The sequence below is a fragment of the Desulfosalsimonas propionicica genome, assembly GCF_013761005.1.
GTDB classification, from domain to species: Bacteria; Desulfobacterota; Desulfobacteria; order Desulfobacterales; family Desulfosalsimonadaceae; genus Desulfosalsimonas; species Desulfosalsimonas propionicica.
Window position 1 is genome coordinate 89,133 of the sequence record NZ_JACDUS010000006.1, and the last position, 19,258, is coordinate 108,390.

Here is a 19,258-nt window from a genome sequence, read left to right on the forward strand (position 1 = left end):
AATCAGAGGGCCGGGTTTTTTGCGCATAAAGCTGAAAAAGCTTTGTGTACGTGTATCCAGCCTGTGGTCTTACTTGTCTTCCAGCGCCGACCACGGCGAAGTGCTGTAACGCTCGGTTTTGGCTGCCCGGATCCGCTCTTCCTGCTCGGCTTTTCGCTGATAGGCGTTGTGGATTTTTTTTACCAGCTCTTCGGTGTCACAGGGTTTCATCAGGTAGTCAAACGCGCCCTGTTTCATCCCGTCAATTGCTGATTCCACAGTGGCGTGTCCGGTTAACATGATGACCTCGGTCAGGGGGCGATGCTGCTTGATTCGCTTTAGCACCTCGTTTCCATCCATTCCGGGCATTGCCACATCCAGGATGACAACATCATAGAGATACTGCCGGATGTTTTCCACCGCCTCCTCGCCGCTGAAGCAGACGCTGACATCATAGTCCCGGATTTTCAAGCGTTCCGAGAGCTGTTCAACAAACTGCTGCTCATCATCAACAAGCAGTACCCTTGTTTTCATGGAATTCCTCCTGTGCACTTAAAGATGTATCGGGTCATGTTTGATGGCGCCATCTGAAAATCGACTTTTTACAAAGCCATCATGTTTTATTTTTGTATGATTATAATCCTACATTAATTTGTCTTTTTCCCCTTGTCTATAATTTTAATATCTCTTTTGGGGGCTTTGGCTTTCGTCAAAAGGTTCAGCCGCATATGCGGATTCGATTTTTTGCTGGTATGCTTTTTGGATGCTTTTCACCAGGGTGTCCACATCAACGGGTTTCTGCAGATAATCAAATGCCCCGAGGCGCCTGGCTTGTTCCTCGTCCTTATATGATCCGTGACCGGTCAGGATGATCACCTGGGCCTCCGGGTTTGTCTTTTTTACGCGTTCCAGGACCTCCATGCCGTCTATTCCGGGCATGCGCAGATCAAGCACCATGACATCGGGCACTCGGGTTTTTAGGGTTTCCATCGCTTTTTGGCCGTCAAAAGCAACAGATGCATCAAAACCGCGCATCTCCATCCGCTCCGAGAGGGTTGTGACAAACTCCTCTTCATCATCGACCAGAAGGATCCTTATGGCTGTTTCGCCGTTTACTTCTCCGGCCATTACAAGGTTTCCTCCTTTATTTCAAAATCAGGTAAAAACAAAGATCATCAGTATTGCACTTCAGCTCTGCATTCAATTGTTCTGCCGTGTTTTCCAGGTCGCCCCATGCATTGCTTTGCCGCAGTCCGGTAAAAAATTGTTCAGGGGAAGGCGCCTGCTTACCGGCGCAGGCGATTTCCACAGCGGTCTTTTCATCCTTTTTGACCGAAATCAGGCGGATTTCGCATTGGGCCGGAAGAACCGAAAGACAGGCGTCCAGGCTGTAGAACAAAACCATGTAGAGCAGCAGGGGATTGGTGGTGATTTTGATTTCCTGATCATTTTGCCTGTCTGCCTGCAGAGTGATGTGTTTGAGCCGGGCAAAGCGCTCTGTGAGCGTGCAGAAATGAACCATTGTTTCGCCCAGTTCCAGTTCCGCGCTGTTGTGATCCGGCGCGTGCGCAAAGCGGTTGAAACGGGAGGCCATCTCCATTCCCCGCTGGAGCTGGTTTTTAATGGTGTTCATGGAATTGTTGAATCTTTCCTGGTACTTGTCCTTGGCCAGGGGTGAAATGGCCATGATGTCTTCCATGAGCCCGGCCGATTCCTGTATGATGGCCAGAATATTTTTAAACTCATGGGTCAGGTTGGCTGTCATTCTGCCGAAAAAGGCCAGTGTTTTCTCAGTTTCCTGGTTCATTGGGTCCCCTTTTCTGCTTGGCGGGGTTATGCTGAGGTTTTTCCAAGCGCTTCATGAATTTGTGAAATCAGTTCTTCGATATCCAGGGGCTTCATCAGGAAATCAAAAGCCCCCTGGTTCATTCCCTCCATACCCTCCTTTGTTGAGCCCTGACCGGTGAGCAGGATAATGGGCATATCCGGATTGGCTGATTTGATTTGTTTCATCACCTCCAGGCCCCCGATGCCGGGCATCATCAGGTCCAGCACAATGAGGTCAAAGGCTTTGTCCTGAACCATGGAAAGGGCCTGGTCTCCGGATGTGGCAATGCTGGGGTCAAATCCCCGCATTTCCAGTCTTTCGGCCAGTGTGGTGACAAATTCTTCCTCGTCGTCGACCAGCAGCACCTTGATTGAATCAGTCATCTTCCATTTCTCCGGGGGGCGTTTTGGGCAGAAAGATGGTAAAGGTGGTTCCCTGTTCTATTTTGCTGTCCACCTTGATTTCTCCGCCCAGTTTTTTAATGATACCGTAGGTGATCGACAGGCCAAGGCCTGTGCCATATCCTTTTTTGGTGGTAAAAAACGGTTCAAAAATCTGCCGCATGGTTTCTTCGGTCATGCCGTGACCGTTGTCCCGGATGGCAAGGGCCACGGTCTGCTCATCTTTTTTCCAGGTGGACAAAACAATTTCTCCGCCGTCTTTGACCGCGGCAAATGCATTGGTCAGCATATTAAGGATGACTTGCTGGAGCTGGCCCCGGTCAGAGGAGATTTTCGGGATTTGTTCGTCAAACTTAAACTCGATGTTTAGGTTGCGGTGGTGGGCTTCCTTTTCAAGAAACCCCAGGGTATCCCGGAGAACCTCGTTGATATCGAGCAGTTCATACTGCACCCCGATGCGCCTGGCAAATCCGAGCAGACGGTGGGTGATATTGCGGCACCGGTCCACGGACTGCAGGATCTGGGAGACGCCCCGCATGAGCTTTTCCTTGTCATGATGCTTGTCATGGTCCACCAGATCCTTTAAAAGCCCGGCTTTTTCATTGATAATGGCCAACGGGTTGTTGATCTCGTGGGCCACGCCCGCGGCAAGCCGGCCAATGGAGGACAGCTTCTGGGTGTATTCAAGCTCCCGGAAGGCAATGACGCGCTTTTCATCGGCTTCCCGGATTCGTTTGACCAGCAGGTGCGTGGAGCCGAAGATCACCAGAAAGATGGCAATGACGCTTGCCACAAACATATACGACATTTCCTGCTTCAGCGTGTGCCAGGGCTGGAAAACATTGGCCTGGGGCAGGATCATGACCAGTGTGAAGTCGTATTTGATCAGCCGGGAGTATACCATGACGATTTCCCGGCCGTCCGGGTCGGTCAGTTCCCTGACATGAGTGCCGGAATCCCCTGAGGGGATTTCCATGGGAAATTGGTCCAATACCTTTCCGTAGTTCCGGGAATCGGACTGGAGAACGCCCTTGCTGTTGACGATAAATGCGTCCGTGATGGGGTCCATTCCCATGGGACTGATCAGGTCCTCGAATTTTTTGGTATCCATGGTGGCCCGCAGGATCCAGGACTCGCCCTGGTCGTTTAAATTCTGAACGGCCATGGCGATATGCGGCAGGTCCCGGTAACCCATGAAGACATCACTGATGTAAACCCCCCGCACCCGGGCCTCATTGAACCATTGCTGGTTGGAATAATTTTTGTTCAGCAGGTCATAGGGGCCGGTGTAGGCGATTTTGGTGCCGTCGTTGTTGATAATCCCAAGATCCACGTATCCGCCGTATTCTTCCCGCAGAATGCGGAAAATCCGGTGCAGCGTGGCCTGGCCGGACAGGATCTCATATGAATAACTCGATGAGATGAAATGGATGGCAGAAAGCCGCTCTTCGAGAAACAGCTCAAAGGAATGGGCCGCCTTTCCGGCAATGGCGCGTATGGGTTTGATGCGTTCGGATTTGATGTTTTTCTGGTACTGCATGGCGTTGGTAGCCGCCATAATCGCCAGCGGAATCAGGGTCACGGCCAGCATCAAAAAAATGATATTGCGGCGAAGGCGCCGGTAGCGCCTGGGCATTTCTTTTTTTTCTTCGTCCCTTTCAAATATCTGCCGGCACAGGTCCCACCATTTTTTCATTTTATCGGCCATCGGATCAGTTCTCCCCTTGCTGGCCGACAATGGCGCCCGGGTAAAGTTTGTTTTTCAGCAATTGCTCCACTCCTTGCTTCCACGAGCCGATAACGGAATCATAGACACGGATGCGCTTCCAGTTCAGGTATTGATAATACTGATCTTCAATGCCGCCGCAGATCACCGTGTCCACGTCTTTTGTTAAAATCATGTGGCACAGTTTCTCTGCGGAGACCTGGGCCAGGACCACGATTTTTTTTTCCCACGTCCCGTCATGATCTGCTGAAACAATGGCGGCTTCCGATGCCAGGTCAAAACGGGGCGCCACTTCGTGTCCGTACAGGGGTATGAGGATTTTCCGGGACATGGAGTTTGTCCTGATATTGGATATTAAAATGGTATTGCATTTTATAAAAATAGCACAAGCGCAGGGCAGGTGTCCAATAATTTCCCCGCCTGCGGGCCTGTTTCATCCTACTGGATCTGATATTGCTTGATTTTTCTCCACAGAGTACTTCTGCCCCATCCCAGCAGGGCTGCGGCCTTGTTGCGGCGGCCGCCGGTTCGTACAAGGGCTTCGATGATCATCTGCTTTTCGGTTTCAGCCCATGTGGCTGCGCCTTCGGCTGTGGGCTGAAAAGAGGCGGAAACAGTGCCGGGCGGTTCCTGCCGGGTTCGGGTGTCATGCTCCATTCGGCCGGCTGCCGGCTCAATGTTGCTGCTGAGATAGGCGGGGAGATCCCGGGGTTCAATTTGATGCTGCCGGCAGATGTTGACCGCGTATTTGATGATGTTTCGCAATTCCCGGACATTGCCCGGATATGTGTAGGTCTTGAGCAAATCCAGGGCCTCAGGGGACGGTTCCCGGATGTCTTTGCCAAAGGCGGTGCTGAATTGCTGCAGAAAATGATCCGTGAGCAGACCGATGTCATCTCCCCGCTGCCGCAGCGGGGGCAGGTGGAGGCGCACCATGTTGAGCCGGAACAGAAGGTCTTTGCGAAATATGCCTTGTTCCGCCATCTGCTCCAGATTTCGGTGATCGCCTGCGATAACACGCACATCCACCTGAAAGCCCCGGGATCCGCCCATGGGATAGACAGTGTTGTTGTCCAGAAGGTTTAACAGCCTTGCCTGCAGGGTCAGGGGCATATCCCCGATCTCAGCAAGGTACAGGGTGCCGTTGTGCGCCAGCCGGAACCGGCCCTGCCGGTTTTCGGTGGCACCGGGAAATGCGCCTTTGCAGTGTCCGAACAATTCGGATTCAAGAAGGGTTTCAGGCAGGGCGCCGCAGTTGATTTTGACAAACGGTCCCCTGGACCGGCCGGAATTTTCGTGGATGGCCATGGCGGCCAGGTTTTTTCCCGTGCCGGTCTCTCCGGTAATCAGCACCGGGGAGTCATTTCCGGCGATCAGGGGCAGGGTGCGGAAGATGTGTTCCATATCCGGGCTTTTGCCGATCATTCCGGCAAAGCCAAATGCCGGATGCATTTGCGCTTGTGGCTGAGCCGTGCCCCGCAGGTCCTCTATGGCATCCACGTAGCCCAGGCACCTTCCGGCGGGATCAAAAAGCCCGATCATGGTAATGCGAACGTCAATGCGCAATTTTTCCCGGTTGATCAGATCGCTTTGCACGCACACCGGTCCGCTGTCCGGTGCGATTTTTGAAACCGGGCTGTCTTTGAGATATGCCCGGGTTCGCACAATATTGTGACAGGCAATGTTTTTTGCTTCTTGCGGACCATAGCCGGTCAGGGCGGAAGCCGCCCGGTTCATGTACCGGATTCGCCGCCGGGCATCGAGCAGGATCAGAGCCGTGGGAATCTCTTCCAGAATGGCTTCAGCAGCGACCGGATGGTCAAACAGCCCGGAAATCAGATGTGGGAAATGATCATCCAAAAATTAATGCTCCCGGTGCCCTATGCTTTATGTTTCAGGGTATGGATGACGATCTGTTTTTTTTCTCCCATGCCGGTAAAGGCCATGCCCTTGTGGGAAAGATCAAATTCCTTTTCCGCTTCCATCAGAAATTCCATCATGGACATCCGGGCGATATCATGGGCAAGGTAAGCCTTGCCGCCCGATTTGAGCTTTTTTTTGAGAATTTCGATGACCGGATCCACATCGGATTTGCGGTAGATCAGTTCCGAGCCGCAGATGATATCCCAGGTCTCATCCGTATTCGGCTTGTGCCAGTCCAGGTCCGAGACCCGCACGGTTTCAATTTTGTTGTGGGCCGCGTTTTTCTCCATCAGCGCCAGGGCATCGGCATGGTTGTCCGTAAGTGTGACCCGGTGGCCGAAGGCGCCGAGAAACAGTCCGGTAATGCCCATACCCGCACCGATTTCCAGGATTTCCTGGTTGTTATCCAGCCCCGTGTGCACCAGCCAGTCCGTGAGCACGATGCTGGCCTCCCAGATTTTCACCCAGAAGGGAAAATGCGCGATTTCCTGCCGGCCCTCTGCTTCGAGTTCGGAAATCAGGGGTTCAAGATTTTTAACGCACAGGATCTCCAGGCGCCGGCCTCCGATGGCAAGGGCCTTTGGCTCCAGTTCAATATTGGGGCGAAGCAGCAGTTGCGTCATAACAGTCTTTTTGTTTGTTTTGGCAGAAAACGGGCTTTGCGCGACCCATGGCCGCGGCCTGTGCCGCGTGAAATCATAAGCGTTGCTGATAAACTAATAATTCTAATCTAAAAAGTCGGCAGCGGTCAAGCACATTCCGAATGGCCCGGATCCGGACTGGTTGACAGGATTGTGCCGGTTCATTGAAAAACGTGATCAAATGAATGGATCAGAGATTTGTCCCCGGCCACGGCTTTTGTCCTGATGGTGTATGCTCCCGGCGGGTCAAGGGAGACATCAGCACCGTAGCCCTCTGCCATAGCCATGGCCATGACCTTTTGCTGTTTACCGTCAGGGCCCTGGATCAGAAACCCGGCTTTGGCGCCGGTGACCGCATCGCCGTTCTGGTCCCGGATAAAGACCATCAGGTGGTGGGTCGCCTTGCTGTCGCTGCCGTGCTCCTTTAAGGCCTCGCGCATGTCAATGAGTTTATAAGTCAGCTCATGGTTATCCACGGCTGCCTGGTGGATTGTTTCTCCATCGCTGCCGTGCTGGGCGGCCGCAGGCGCGATGACTAGACAGATCAGTATCATTGGCGTGATCATAAAATGCATCAGTTGTTTCATAACGTTTCTCCTTGTTGGGTTGCCGGATTGACTTCTTGGTTTATTGTTTTTCCTTGAGCTCATGGCGTTTCCAGATATCATAGACCGCCGGGATGATAATCAGGGTTAAAATGGTCGAGGAGATCAGCCCGCCCACCATGGGCGCGGCGATTCTCTTCATGACCCGGACCCCGGTTTCGGTGCCGATCATAATGGGCATCAGGCCGATTAAGGTGGTGGCCACGGTCATGAGCTTGGGCCGCACGCGTTCCACCGCCCCTTCGATGATCGCACCCTTGAGATGCTCTGTGGTTTGCATTTCTCCCCGGTGCGCCCATCTTTTGTGGGCCTCGTCAAGATAGACCAGCATCACCACACCGGTTTCCGCAGCCAGACCGGCAAGGGCGATAAAGCCCACCACCACGGCCACTGAAACGTTATAGTCAAGCAGATAAAGCAGCCACACCCCGCCGACCAGGGCAAACGGCAGCGATGCCATGACCACCATGGCCTCTGTGATGTTTTTGAAATGAATGTAGAGAAGTATGAAAATCAGCAGAATTGTTATGGGAACAATCAGGTTCAGGGTTTGTCTGGCCTTTTGCATGTATTCAAACTGCCCGGACCAGACCTTGGAATAGCCTGCCGGCATGTCAATGTTTTCGTCCACGATTTGGCGCGCCCGCTCCACATAGGAGCCCAGATCTACACCCGCTATGTCCACGTATATCCATGCGGTTCTTCTGGCGTTTTCACTTTTGATCATGGGCGGCCCCTTGCGGATCTCAAGATCGGCGAGCTGGGCAAGGGGCACCTGGGCCCCGGTTGGCGTGGCCACCAGCACCCGCCTGAGCTGCTGCATATCGTCTCTTAACTCCCGTTTGTACCGCAGATTCACGGGATAGCGCTCCAGACCCTCCACGGTGTAGGTTATGTTCATGCCCCCCACTGCGGTCATGATCACTTCCTGGACATCATCGACAGTCAGGCCGTAGCGGGCGATTTCATGGCGCCTGATGTCAAAATCCAGATAATTGCCGCCGGTTGTGCGCTCGGAATAGGCCGACAGGGTACCGGGAATATCGCGCACCACCTTTTCAATACGGGAGCCCAGCTCGGACAACACCTCCAGGTCCGGGCCCATGAGCTTGATGCCCACAGGTGTCTTGATTCCGGTGGACAGCATGTCAATGCGGGTTTTAATGGGCATGGTCCAGGCATCGGTGAGCCCCGGAAACCGAATGGCGTTGTTTAAGTCCGCTTTTAGCTCTTCGATGGTCATGTGCCGCTGTTCCGGCCAGATCCAGGCAAGCGGGGCTTTGAGCCAACCCGGCCAGGAAGAGAAAAATCGCTCAATTTTCTTTTTGCGCCATTGATGTACGATTTCGCCCTTTTTTTTCTCCGGCCAGATCAGGCTCAGGGGCCCCTTTGCCCAGTCTGGCCAGGATGAGAAAAGGCGCTGGACTTCCAGGGTTTCATATTCCACTTTGGGCCGCAGCATGATGGTGGTTTCAATCATGCTCAGCGGTGCCGGATCCGTGGCCGTATCGGCCCGGCCGATTTTGCCGTGCACGCTTTGGACTTCCGGGAAGCGTTTGATGATCTTGTCGGTCTGCTGGAGCAGTTCCCGGGCCTTGGTAACGGAGATGCCCGGCAGGGTGGTTGGCATGTAGAGCAGATCGCCTTCGTTTAAGGGGGGCATGAATTCACTGCCCAGTTGTTTGGCCGGATAATAGGTTACCGCAGTGATCAGCACGGCAATCAGAATCGTTGTCTTACGCCAGTTGATGACCATGGCGATCACCGGCCGGTAGACGCGGATAAAAACACGGCTCAGGGGATTTCTGTGTTCCGGCAGAATTTTCTGGGGTACAAGGCAGATCACGGCAAAAACGGAAACCGCGATGGCTGCAATCAGGCTCCAGCCGGGAAGGTTTGCCCCTGCTAGGCCGGCGGCAACAACGATCACCGGCGGGCTTGCTGTGGCGGCAATCCAGATTTGGCGCCGGCGTTTTTTGGAAGTCTGCGGGTCAATGGGCTGTTCGGTGATAAAAAAGGTCATGAGCACCGGGATGATGGTGATGGCCAAAAGCGAGGATGCGGCCATGGCAAAGGTTTTGGTGTAGGCCAAAGGTTTGAACATCCGGCCCGACTGCTCCTGTAAGGCAAATACCGGGATAAAGGATACCGTGATAATCAGCAGGCTGTAAAACAGGGCCGGGCCCACCTCTTTGGAGGCCTCCAGGATGATCTGGTGAAAGGGCTTTTTGTCCCGGTCCCGCTCCAGGTGCTTGTGGGCGTTTTCCACCATGACCACCGAAGCGTCCACCATCACGCCGATGGCAATGGCAATGCCGCCCAGGCTCATGATATTGGCGTTTATGCCCAGGGGATACATCACCAGAAACGACATCAGCACCCCCACGGGCAGGGTGAACAGGGCCACAAACGCGGATCTGAAGTGCAGGAGAAACAGCACACAGATAATGGCCACCACCGTGATTTCTTCCACGAGCTTTTTCTGGAGTGCATGCACGGCCCGCTGGATCAACCCGGAGCGGTCGTATCCCATTTCAATGGTCACGCCCTTGGGAAGGGATTTTTCCAGTTCCGTAAGCCTGGTTTTTACCCTGTTGATGGTATCTAAGGCGTTTTCCCCGTAGCGCATCACCACGATGCCCCCGGCGGTCTCGCCCTCGCCGTTCCATTCCAGCACCCCCCGCCGCAGTTCAGGGCCCCGATGGATATCAGCGATGTTTTTCAAAAGAATCGGGGTGCCCCGGTCATCGACGCCAATAGCGATTTCTTCCATGTCCGCAATGGATTGGATATAGCCCTTGCCCCGCACCATGAATTCGGTCTCGGCCATTTCCATAAGCCTGCCGCCCACATCGCTGTTGGAGCGCTGGATGGCGCGTCTGACCCTGGAAAGGGGAAGGTCGTAGGCCAGCAGCTTGTTGGGATCCACCTCCACCTGATACTGGTTGACATATCCGCCGATGCCGGCCACTTCTGCCACTCCCTGCACGGACATGAGCTCGTATCGCAAAAACCAGTCCTGGATGCTTCTGAGCTCGGCCAGGTTGTGTTTTCCGGTATGGTCCTTGAGCACATATTCATATACCCAGCCCACGCCCGAGGCGTCCGGGCCCAGCTCCGGGGTTACGCCTTCGGGCAGGTCGGATGCCGCGCCGTTTAAATATTCAAGCACCCGGGACCGGGCCCAGTAAAGGTCAGTGCCGTCCTCGAAAATCACATAGACAAAAGACAGGCCGAAAAATGAATATCCCCGGACATTTTTGGCGTAGGGCACGCTGAGCATGGTGGAGGTCAGCGGGTAGGTGACCTGGTCTTCGACCACCTCCGGGCCCTGGCCCGGATATTCTGTCATCACGATGACCTGCACGTCAGACAGATCCGGTATGGCATCCAGGGGGATGGACCGCACGGCCAGAATGCCGCCGGCAATCACGAAAAGGGTTGCCAGCACCACCATGAACTTGTTGTTGATGGACCATTCAATGATTTTTCCGATCACTTGGGCGCCCCTTTATTCCAGATCCTCAAAAAATGCATCCCCGTTCCGGCCGTTGCTGTTTTCCAGATCATCAAAAAAGCCTTCGTCTTCGGCGCTGTTTTGCCCGGAATTATCGTCTTTTTCCCCGCGATCTTCGCCTTCGGTCATTTTCCGGGAGGCCTCCCGGAGCTTGGATTCGGAATCGAGCATGAATTGCCCGGAAACCACTACCTGCTCGCCCGGTGCCAGGCCCTCAAGGATTTCAATCCGGTCGTTGTCCAGGGGAATTCCGAGTTTTACCTCCCGGGGGGTGAATTTGCCGGCACTGCGCCGAACAAACACGATATCGCGCTGCCCGGAGCGGAGCACCGCGGATCTGGGCACGTGCAGTCCGGTTTCATCGCTGCTGGTGGCGATTTTCACATCTCCGTACATATCGGGTTTCAAAAACATATCCGGGTTGTCAAATTCCAGCAGCACAACCACGTCCCGGGTTTTGCGCTGGAGATAGGGATAGATGTAGGCCACCTGTCCCTCATATTTTTTCCCGGGGAGGTAGGGCAGGGTCATTTCCGCTTTCAGGCCCTTTTGGACCCGTGCCAGCTCATATTCGTAAATATGGGCCTCCACCCACACACTCGACAGGTCCGCGATTTGATAAATCGTGGCCCCGGATTGGACGTAATCGCCCTGCAGCGCGTTTTTTTCCGTCACCACGCCCGTGTACGGAGAACAGATGGTCAGGGCGTGCCTGACCGCCCCCTGCCCGATGACCTGCTCGATTTCCGATTCGGCGATACCGTAGTAGGCAAGCCGGTTTTTTACCGATTCCAGCATTTTTCTGTTGGTTTCATCGGGCCGGCGGCTATAGTTGCGCCGGGCTTCCAGCAGATCCTGCTGGGCGGTGATCAGTTCCGGTGAATAAAAATCAAACAGTGGATCACCTTTTTCTACCCGGGCGCCGGTGAAATCCACGTGCAGTTTTTCGATCCATCCGCTGAATTTCAGGTTGAGCCGGGCAATGTTGGTTTCATTGTAGGTCACGTGGCCGTAGGTCCGGATGGTGTGGGGAAGCGGTCCCTTTTTTACGGCTGTGGTGCGGATGCCCATGTTTTGCTCTGTGACCGGATCAATGGAAATGTTGACGCCCCCCACCAGTTCGTCTTCATACACCGGCTCCAGATCCATGCCCATGGCGCTTTTTCCGGGCTCGTCATAGATTTCCTCAGGGTTCATGGGCGCGCGCCAGTATGCAATTTCGCGTTCGCTGTCATCTTTATCATCATTTTCATCCACCTTGTCCTTTGGCACAAGCTCCATGCCGCAGATGGGACAATCCCCGGGTTCATCTGTGACCACCTGGGGGTGCATGCTGCAGGTGTACTGGATGTCGCTGTCCTGCTGCATTTCCCTGTGCTGGTGGTCCGCAAAGGATAGCAGACCTGAATACCAGGCTGCGCCTGTTGCGGCCGCCAGGGTCAGCACAGCGGTGAGAAAAATGGCAAGAACCGGAATGCGTCCTGATTGCGCCCGGGTTTTATCTCTGGTCATGGGATTGTCCTTTGAATGCATGGGAATGGTCCTTCAATGTTTCGCCTCTGCGGTGCCGCCGACCCAGGCTTCGAGTTCGGCGCGTTTCTGATATATGTCATAAAAAAGCCGGGTGGCTTCCCGCCGGTATTTCAAAACCCGTATACGGGCGTCGATCATTGTATCAAATGCCACCCTGTCCACTTCGTAGGCTTCCTGTGCCGATCTGGCCCATTGGCCCGCCTGGGGTATGAGTTCTTCGGTATAAAGACGGTATCTGCGCCGTGTGTCATTTATTTCCGCGGCCAGGGATTTGATCCGGTAGGGCAGCCGGGTTCGCAGATCCCGGTACTGGTTCTGCGCGGAAAACTGATTGCCCGAGGCCGCGGCAACAGCGTTTGACTGTTTGCGTTTGTGCCAAAGCGGTATGTCCATTGCCACCGCGGCTGAGAAAAAATCCGGCAGATCCCTTCCTGTGCGGTCTTCTTCGCGTTGACCGTAGGTGAGCCGGATATTGAAGTCAGGATAATAATCCTTTTGTGCAAGCTGTTTTTGGGCCCTGGCGGTTTGGATCCGCGCCTGCATGCCTTTTAAATCCGGGTTTTTTTCCAGTGCTTGTGCGGCCAGTTTGTCGGCTGAAAGCACAACCCCGGGCTCGGGCAGATTTGCGGGCGCATCAATGGATGCGTGCTCGCACCTGTTGGTCAGTTCATGCAGGCGGTCTTCAATGGTGGTTCTGCGGTTTTCAAGCCTCACCGCCTCGTCTTTGAGACGGGACAATTCCACCCCGGCCTGGTAAATGTTCTGCTGCAGGCCCCTTCCAACGCCATAGCGGGTTTGCGCGTCCCTGCGGATGCGCCCCATGAGTTCAGTCAGCTCGTCATTGATCTGCTGGCTTTCAGCCACATACCCGAGTTCATACCAGGCCAAAGCCACGTCCCGGACCAGTTCCAGCCTGGCAGCCTCCAACTCGGCCTGTTTCTCCCTGGCATCTGCTGCCGCCGCCTCGGAGCGCAGGTCCAGCTTGGACAGCCAGGGCACGGTCTGCTCTACAAAGATCTGTTTCTGGGTCATGGGCTCCTGGTCAAATGCAAAGCTATCTGTGGGAATGCTCTGGAGCGCAAATCCGATTTTCGGATCCGGAAGGGCGCCTGCGGCCGGAATGCGCTTTTCAAAGGCTTTTGCCAGATCTGCCTTGCTTTGCAGCAAGCGGTTGTTTTCCAGGGCCTCGGTGATGAGCTGCTGCAGTGCGGGCGGGGCCCATACGGCCTCTTTGGCAAAACCTGCGCATGAAAGGCCAGCGGTTAAAAACAAGAACATCGCAGCGGGTAAAAGGCTTTTCCGGATTGCCGGCAATGCTTTTGTCATGATTTTGATCCCGGTCAATGACGGTTTTTGGGTTTGTCTGCCGGGTGCGCCCTGGTCTTAAACGCACCCCGGACGGACAGGGTTTGTTTTAAAATGGTAATTCCTTGATGGAATAACGCAAAATTGATGGCGCCGTAAAAAGCTTTTTACCGCGTCCGCTGTTGTTGCATGAAGGAAGCCCAATATCTGCGTTACGCGCAATTTCTCAGAATTTCACGTACGGATAAGTACGCTGCATTCTTCGAAATTGCGCAAGCCTTGATCTTGAACTGTTTACGACGCCATCTGAAATCAGACTTTTTACGGTGCCATCAAAATTCGGGGCCGGGTATAACCGGAAAGGCGGGGCGCAAAGAAATTCAGGAGGGTTTTGGGGCGGTGTCAGGTTTCCATTTTTCCAAATTCAGCCAGATCTTCCAGGCCCGGTCTGTCTGTTAGGCGGATGGTCCGGCCCTGGACCTCAACAAGGCCCTGCTCGCTCATTTTGCGCAGCATCCGGGAAAGGGTCTCGGGGATGGTGCCCAGAAAGCTGGCCAGCTGCCCCTTGGAAATATTGAGGGTGATGGTATCCGGATTTTTTTGCTCTTCTGCCTGGAGCAGGAAATATCCGGCCAGTCTGGCCGGCACTTCCTTTAAGGACAAGTTTTCCACCTGGATTGTAAAATTTCTGAGCCTGCGGGAGAGCACGGCCAGCATGTTCATGGCAACAGAGGGATTGGTGGTAATCAGGTCGCGAAAGGCTTTTCTCGGAAAAAACAGCACCCGGCTTTTTTTCACCCCTTCTGCGCTGGCAGGAAAGGCTTTTCCGGAAAACACCGGCACTTCGCCAAAGGGTTCGCCCGGGCCGAACATGTGCAGGATCTGCTCTTTGCCCTCTGTGGACAGCTTGTAGACCTTGATCATGCCTTCAAGGGTTACATAGAATCCATCGCCCGGATCTCCCTCGGAAAAAATCAACTCGCCCGGGGCCACGGGTTTTTCCACGGCAATGGCCGTCAGTGCCGCAATGTCTTGCTCCGGAAGCCCGGAAAAGAGTATGGATTGGGATAACACTTCTTTGGACCGGCTCATTGACCCTCCTGATTTTTCACCGGAAATATAATAGTTTTTGACATAAATCAAGGAAAGATGGCGCCGTAACAGTTCAATATCTGCGTTACACGCAATTTCTCAGAATTTCACGTACGGATAACGTACGCTGCATTCTTCGAAATTGCACAAGCCTTGATCTTGAACTGTTACGGCCCCATCTGAAAGTCATCTGAAATCAGACTTTTAAGGTTCCATCAAGGAAACAGTTCGTTGCAAGTTGCAGGGTAAACGTTATAAGATCCAGGTTGGAGGGAGAAAGCAAGGAGAAGGATATGGAATGGAGCAGCGAGGCCGGGGCTGTGATGAGAAAGGTGCCGTTTTTTGTGAAAAAGCGGGTCCGCAAAAAAGTCGAGGCATATGTGGCACAACAGGGGCGCGGCACAGTGACCGTGGATGACGTGTATGCAGTGAAAAAGGGGTATATGGAAAACATGGAAAAGGAGGTGGCCGGCTTTCGGGTGGAAAACTGTTTCGGCCCCGGCGGCTGTCCGAACCGCGCCGGGCCGGATGAGGATCTGGCCGGCCGCATTGAATCGCTTCTGGCCGGGTCGGACCTGCGGGGTTTTTTGAAAAAAACCGTTAACGGCCCCTTAAAATTTCACCACGAGTTTACCGTCACTCTGGCTGATTGCCCCAATGCCTGCTCCCGGCCCCAGATCCGGGATATCGGCATTATCGGCGCAGCCGTGCCCGGGCTCACAGATAACCCGTGCTCCATGTGCGGCCAGTGCGTGGAGATTTGCAGGGAAGACGCCGTTACCCTGGATGAAAACCGGCAGATGCCGCAAATCGATGTATCCAGGTGCCTGGATTGCGGCCAGTGCGCCGGGGTGTGTCCCACACAGACCATCCAAACCATACAAAGATGTTACAAGGTTTTGCTCGGGGGCAAACTGGGCCGCCATCCCCGGCTGGCCCGGCCCCTGCCGGGCTGCTATGACGCAGACCAAGTGCTTGACATTGTCGGGCGCTGTGTTGATTTTTACAAACAGCACAGCACCGGGGGAAAACGCTTTGCCCAACTGGCGGCTGAAAACGGTCCGGAATTGATGGCCGCCCTGGAGGATCTGATCCATTATCAAAAGAAAGGATAAGAAGATGCCCATTCCAGGAAACCTGCTGACAACCGCCATGGCGGTGATGCCCCACACGGATGCGGACAGGGCCCTGGAGGCGGCTCTTTCCCTGGACATCCCCTTCTGGCCCCAGCTTCCCCGGCTCAATTACTACGAGGACATGTATGTCCAGGCAGCCGAGCACTTCCCGGGCATTGTACTGGATGTCAAAAACCGTAAACTGTCTTTTTCAAGCGAAAAATTTGCAGAAGAACTCGGCGATGTCATGGACCGGTTTGATGACCCGGAAGTCTTTGATGTCAGCCCGGATTATTCCGTGGTGTATCACAAGTTCCTGGAGATGGATTTATCAGACCGCCCGGCTATCCGCGGCCAGCTGGAGGGGCCGGTGAGTTTCGGTTTTAACGTGGCTGATGAAAACGACCGGCCCATATTGTTTGACGACTCGGTGCGCCCGTTTATGTTCGAATTCATGGCCCGGCGGGTCAATGTGCAGTTAAACCGGCTCAAGGGAAAAAACCCAAACGCCTTCATGTATGTAGACGAACCCGGCCTGCAGTTTTTGTTTTCGGCCTTGTCCGGCTACGGCGATGTCCAGGCCAAACAGGACATGGAGATGTTTTTCTCCCTTATTGACCGGCCCCGGGGGGTTCACTTGTGCGGCAACCCGGACTGGGATTTTCTGCTCAACCTCGATATTGATATCCTGTCCCTGGATGTCTATACCAACGGCGAGGTGTTTTCCTCGTATGCCAAATCCGTCAAGCGCTTCCTGGACCGGGGCGGGGTGCTCTGCTGGGGCCTTGTGCCCACCAATGTGGAGCCTTTTGAAAAGGAATCAGTGGACAGCCTGGAAAGCATGCTCGAAAACCTCTGGCAAAGCCTTTATGCCAGGGGTATTGACCGGGACCAATTGCTGGCCCAGAGCCTGCTTTCCCCGGCCACCTGCTGCCTGATCAATCCCGATATCGAAAAAACCGTGGAAAAGGGCTTTGCCGCAGTAAAGCACTTGTCTGAAAAACTGAGGGGCAAATACGGGCTCACGGGTTGACTTGCCGGCACAAGCGTGCCATTTCTTTAAGATACGACAGGGTAGTGCTTCAAGAAGGGCCACTCAAGGAGGATGATTTGCAGATAGACCTTAATTGCGATCTTGGCGAAGGATTCGGGATATACACTGCGGGTTTCGACGGCGAGGTAATGCCTCATATCACTTCGGCCAACGTGGCCTGCGGCTGGCACGCAGGTGATCCGGTGGTCATGCAGGCCACGGTGGAGATGGCCTTGAATTTCAACATTATGGTTGGCGCTCATCCGGGATATCCGGATCTGATGGGCTTTGGCAGGCGTGAAATGAACTGCAGCCCAAAAGAGCTGGAGAGCTATATCCTGTATCAGGTAGGCGCCCTGCAGGCGTTCTGCCGCAGCCGGAACCTGAAAATGCAGCACGTAAAACCCCACGGAGCCCTGTACCATGCGGTCCTGGCAGACCCCGAACTGGGCGGGGCTCTTGCCCGTGCGGTGCAAAAGGCTGATCCCGAACTCATTCTGCTCACGCTTTCCGGCCCTAAAGGAAACGTGATGGCCGAAATTTGCGGGGACCTGGGTCTGCGGGTGGCCAGAGAAGCTTTTCCTGACAGGGCCTACAACCCCGACGGCACCCTGGTGTCGAGAAACCTGCCCGGAGCCGTACTCGAAGATCCGCAAGAAGTCGCTGTAAGGGCGCTTTCCATGGCCAGGGACAAAATAGCACTGACGCCTGAAGGTGAAAGTGTCCGCATAGAAGCCCATACCCTTTGCGTACATGGCGACAGTCCCGCCGCGGTGGCATCCGCGCGCGCGATCCGTCGTATACTGGAGGAAAACAATATTCGCCTGGTTTCTTTGCAGCAATTGCTGAACTGATGTCTCAAGGAACTTTTTTCTATGTCTTTGAAAATCAACAATCCGCGGATCAGCCATTGTGCGGACTGGGGGCTTCTGGTGGAATTCGGCGAGCGTATCAATCCGGAGTTAAACGCCTGGACCAGACTGGTGGCCGACCGCCTGCGGCAATGTCTCACAGACGGCATCCTCGAGGTGGTTACGGCTTATTCGTCTTTTCTGGTGATCTACGATCCGGCACTGCTGGATACCGAAGCGCTCAGAAAGACCGTTTTTGCCTGCTGCAGTGAAAAAAAAGAAGACAAAGCCTTTCAGTTGTCCTCCACGGCGGAAATACCGGTTTGCTACGAGGCGCAATACGCACCTGACATTGAAGATGTGGCCCGGTTCAACAACCTGACTGTGGAGGAGGTCATCGATATCCATTCCGGCACCGAGTATCTTATCTACATGCTTGGATTTGCTCCGGGATTTCCCTATCTCGGGGGGCTGGACCAGCGCCTCCACACGCCCAGGCTCGACACCCCGCGCAAACTTTTGCCGGCCGGAGCAGTCGGCATAGCCGGCTCCCAGACGGGAATCTATCCCCTGGCCAGCCCCGGGGGATGGCGTATCATCGGCAGAACGCCTTTGCAGCTGTTTGATGCCGGTAAAAACCCGCCTGTACCTTACTACGCACCGGGAGACAAGCTGAAATTCAAAAGAATAAGCTGCCGGGAATTTCAACAAATGGCCGGGGAACAAAATCATGGCAAATGATACCTTTTTGGTCATAGATCCCGGGGCTTTCACCACGATACAGGATTTGGGGCGTTTCGGCTACCAGACGCTGGGCGTTCCCATTTCAGGCGCCATGGATACCTACTCCGCAAGGGCGGCAAACATGCTTGCCGGTAACAGGCCGACATCTGCGGTTCTGGAGATGACAATACAGGGCTGCACCCTGGCTGTAATGCGCAATGCCCGGGTGGCATTGACCGGCGCCAGGGCCGAAATCAGGCACAACAGCATCCAAAGACCTTCCTGGAGCGCCTTTGAAGTGGAACCGGGCGATCTTTTGCGTATCAGCCAGGTCAGCCTTGGCTGCCGCATCTACATGGCTGTTGGCGGTGGATTTGAAGTCCCGCTGATCATGGGAAGCCGATCGACCTGCACCCAGGCCGCACTCGGCGGGCTCAAAGGCCGGGCCCTGCAAAAGGGCGATTTTCTGCCTGCGGGACATGCGGAAAAATTTCCCGGACAAAACGCAGTCCGCGGGGAATTCATCCCGGAAATGGGGCAGGACACCAAATTGCACTGTGTGCCCGGCCCCCAGGAACATATGTTCCAAGACAAGGGTCGGGACCTTTTCACTTATCCGTTCACTGTGTCCCAGAGAGCTGACAGGCGTGGCATACGCCTGGAAGGCCCGCAAATTCAGCACTCGCACCAGTCGCCCGGCGCAATCGTGTCCGAGCCGATTTTGCCGGGTAATATCCAGGTTCCGGCAGACGGACAGCCCATCATTCTTCTGCGGGAGCAGACAACAGGCGGGTATCCCAAGATCGCAACCGTGGTTTCAACGGATTTATCCAAACTGGGCCAGGTCATACCGGGCGACAGCATAACTTTTGTCTCGGTTACGGCTCAACACGCCAGGGACATGAATCTGGAAGAACAGGAGAGGTTTAAATCACTGCAAAACATGCTTTGGCAGGAAACATGAGACACATTTAAACCGCAGGCCA

The 19,258-nt window shown here is 54.5% G+C and carries 18 protein-coding genes; 5 read left to right on the top strand and 13 right to left on the bottom strand.

Going from position 1 to position 19,258, the window contains the following annotated elements; genetic code table 11:
• Positions 1-69: 69 nt before the first annotated feature.
• From HNR65_RS11460 to HNR65_RS11520, 13 genes are all read right to left on the bottom strand, one after another.
• Complete coding sequence (locus tag HNR65_RS11460; protein WP_181551645.1) at positions 70-513, bottom strand: sigma-54-dependent transcriptional regulator; 444 nt, start codon at positions 511-513, stop codon at positions 70-72.
• A 144-nt stretch (positions 514-657) separates the two neighbouring features.
• Entirely contained in the window at positions 658-1,107 is a 450-nt protein-coding gene (locus HNR65_RS11465) for a response regulator (protein WP_181551646.1), read from the bottom strand.
• 16 nt (positions 1,108-1,123) lie between these two features.
• On the bottom strand, positions 1,124-1,786 hold the full coding sequence (locus HNR65_RS11470; protein WP_181551647.1) for a HAMP domain-containing histidine kinase: 663 nt from the start codon (positions 1,784-1,786) through the stop codon (positions 1,124-1,126).
• Between the two features lie 26 nt (positions 1,787-1,812).
• On the bottom strand, positions 1,813-2,190 hold the full coding sequence (locus HNR65_RS11475) for a response regulator (protein WP_181551648.1): 378 nt from the start codon (positions 2,188-2,190) through the stop codon (positions 1,813-1,815).
• Entirely contained in the window at positions 2,183-3,916 is a 1,734-nt protein-coding gene (locus HNR65_RS11480) for a sensor histidine kinase (RefSeq protein WP_220128373.1), read from the bottom strand. Before HNR65_RS11480 ends, HNR65_RS11475 begins: the two co-directional genes overlap by 8 nt.
• A 4-nt stretch (positions 3,917-3,920) precedes the next feature.
• Positions 3,921-4,265 carry a NifB/NifX family molybdenum-iron cluster-binding protein gene (locus HNR65_RS11485; protein WP_181551649.1) on the bottom strand — a complete coding sequence of 115 codons (345 nt, stop codon included), beginning with the start codon at positions 4,263-4,265 and terminating at the stop codon, positions 3,921-3,923.
• Positions 4,266-4,372: 107 nt separating this feature from the next.
• Positions 4,373-5,794 carry a sigma-54 interaction domain-containing protein gene (locus HNR65_RS11490; protein ID WP_181551650.1) on the bottom strand — a complete coding sequence of 474 codons (1,422 nt, stop codon included), beginning with the start codon at positions 5,792-5,794 and terminating at the stop codon, positions 4,373-4,375.
• 20 nt (positions 5,795-5,814) lie between these two features.
• Positions 5,815-6,480: a class I SAM-dependent methyltransferase gene (locus tag HNR65_RS11495; RefSeq protein WP_181551651.1), complete on the bottom strand. Its 666-nt coding sequence runs from the start codon at positions 6,478-6,480 to the stop codon at positions 5,815-5,817.
• Positions 6,481-6,659: 179 nt separating this feature from the next.
• A complete protein-coding gene (locus HNR65_RS11500) occupies positions 6,660-7,085 on the bottom strand; it encodes a hypothetical protein (RefSeq protein WP_181551652.1) in 426 nt (141 codons plus the stop codon).
• A gap of 40 nt (positions 7,086-7,125) precedes the next feature.
• The gene (locus tag HNR65_RS11505; RefSeq protein WP_181551653.1) at positions 7,126-10,602 is read right to left on the bottom strand and encodes an efflux RND transporter permease subunit; all 3,477 of its coding nucleotides are present in this window, start codon (positions 10,600-10,602) and stop codon (positions 7,126-7,128) included.
• A 12-nt stretch (positions 10,603-10,614) separates the two neighbouring features.
• Entirely contained in the window at positions 10,615-12,132 is a 1,518-nt protein-coding gene (locus tag HNR65_RS11510) for an efflux RND transporter periplasmic adaptor subunit (protein WP_232364753.1), read from the bottom strand.
• A gap of 33 nt (positions 12,133-12,165) precedes the next feature.
• Positions 12,166-13,479: a TolC family protein gene (locus HNR65_RS11515; RefSeq protein WP_181551655.1), complete on the bottom strand. Its 1,314-nt coding sequence runs from the start codon at positions 13,477-13,479 to the stop codon at positions 12,166-12,168.
• Between the two features lie 381 nt (positions 13,480-13,860).
• On the bottom strand, positions 13,861-14,550 hold the full coding sequence (locus HNR65_RS11520; RefSeq protein ID WP_181551656.1) for a Crp/Fnr family transcriptional regulator: 690 nt from the start codon (positions 14,548-14,550) through the stop codon (positions 13,861-13,863).
• 293 nt (positions 14,551-14,843) lie between these two features.
• On the opposite strand from HNR65_RS11520, the gene HNR65_RS11525 reads away from it, so the two are divergent.
• From HNR65_RS11525 to HNR65_RS11545, 5 genes are all read left to right on the top strand, one after another.
• Entirely contained in the window at positions 14,844-15,665 is an 822-nt protein-coding gene (locus tag HNR65_RS11525) for a 4Fe-4S dicluster domain-containing protein (RefSeq protein WP_181551657.1), read from the top strand.
• Between the two features lie 4 nt (positions 15,666-15,669).
• A complete protein-coding gene (locus tag HNR65_RS11530; RefSeq protein ID WP_181551658.1) occupies positions 15,670-16,698 on the top strand; it encodes a uroporphyrinogen decarboxylase/cobalamine-independent methonine synthase family protein in 1,029 nt (342 codons plus the stop codon).
• Positions 16,699-16,775: 77 nt separating this feature from the next.
• Positions 16,776-17,552: a LamB/YcsF family protein gene (locus HNR65_RS11535; protein ID WP_181551659.1), complete on the top strand. Its 777-nt coding sequence runs from the start codon at positions 16,776-16,778 to the stop codon at positions 17,550-17,552.
• A 21-nt stretch (positions 17,553-17,573) separates the two neighbouring features.
• Entirely contained in the window at positions 17,574-18,290 is a 717-nt protein-coding gene (gene pxpB / locus HNR65_RS11540; protein WP_181551660.1) for a 5-oxoprolinase subunit PxpB, read from the top strand.
• The gene (locus tag HNR65_RS11545) at positions 18,280-19,236 is read left to right on the top strand and encodes a 5-oxoprolinase subunit C family protein (RefSeq protein ID WP_181551661.1); all 957 of its coding nucleotides are present in this window, start codon (positions 18,280-18,282) and stop codon (positions 19,234-19,236) included. Before pxpB ends, HNR65_RS11545 begins: the two co-directional genes overlap by 11 nt.
• Positions 19,237-19,258: the final 22 nt, after the last annotated feature.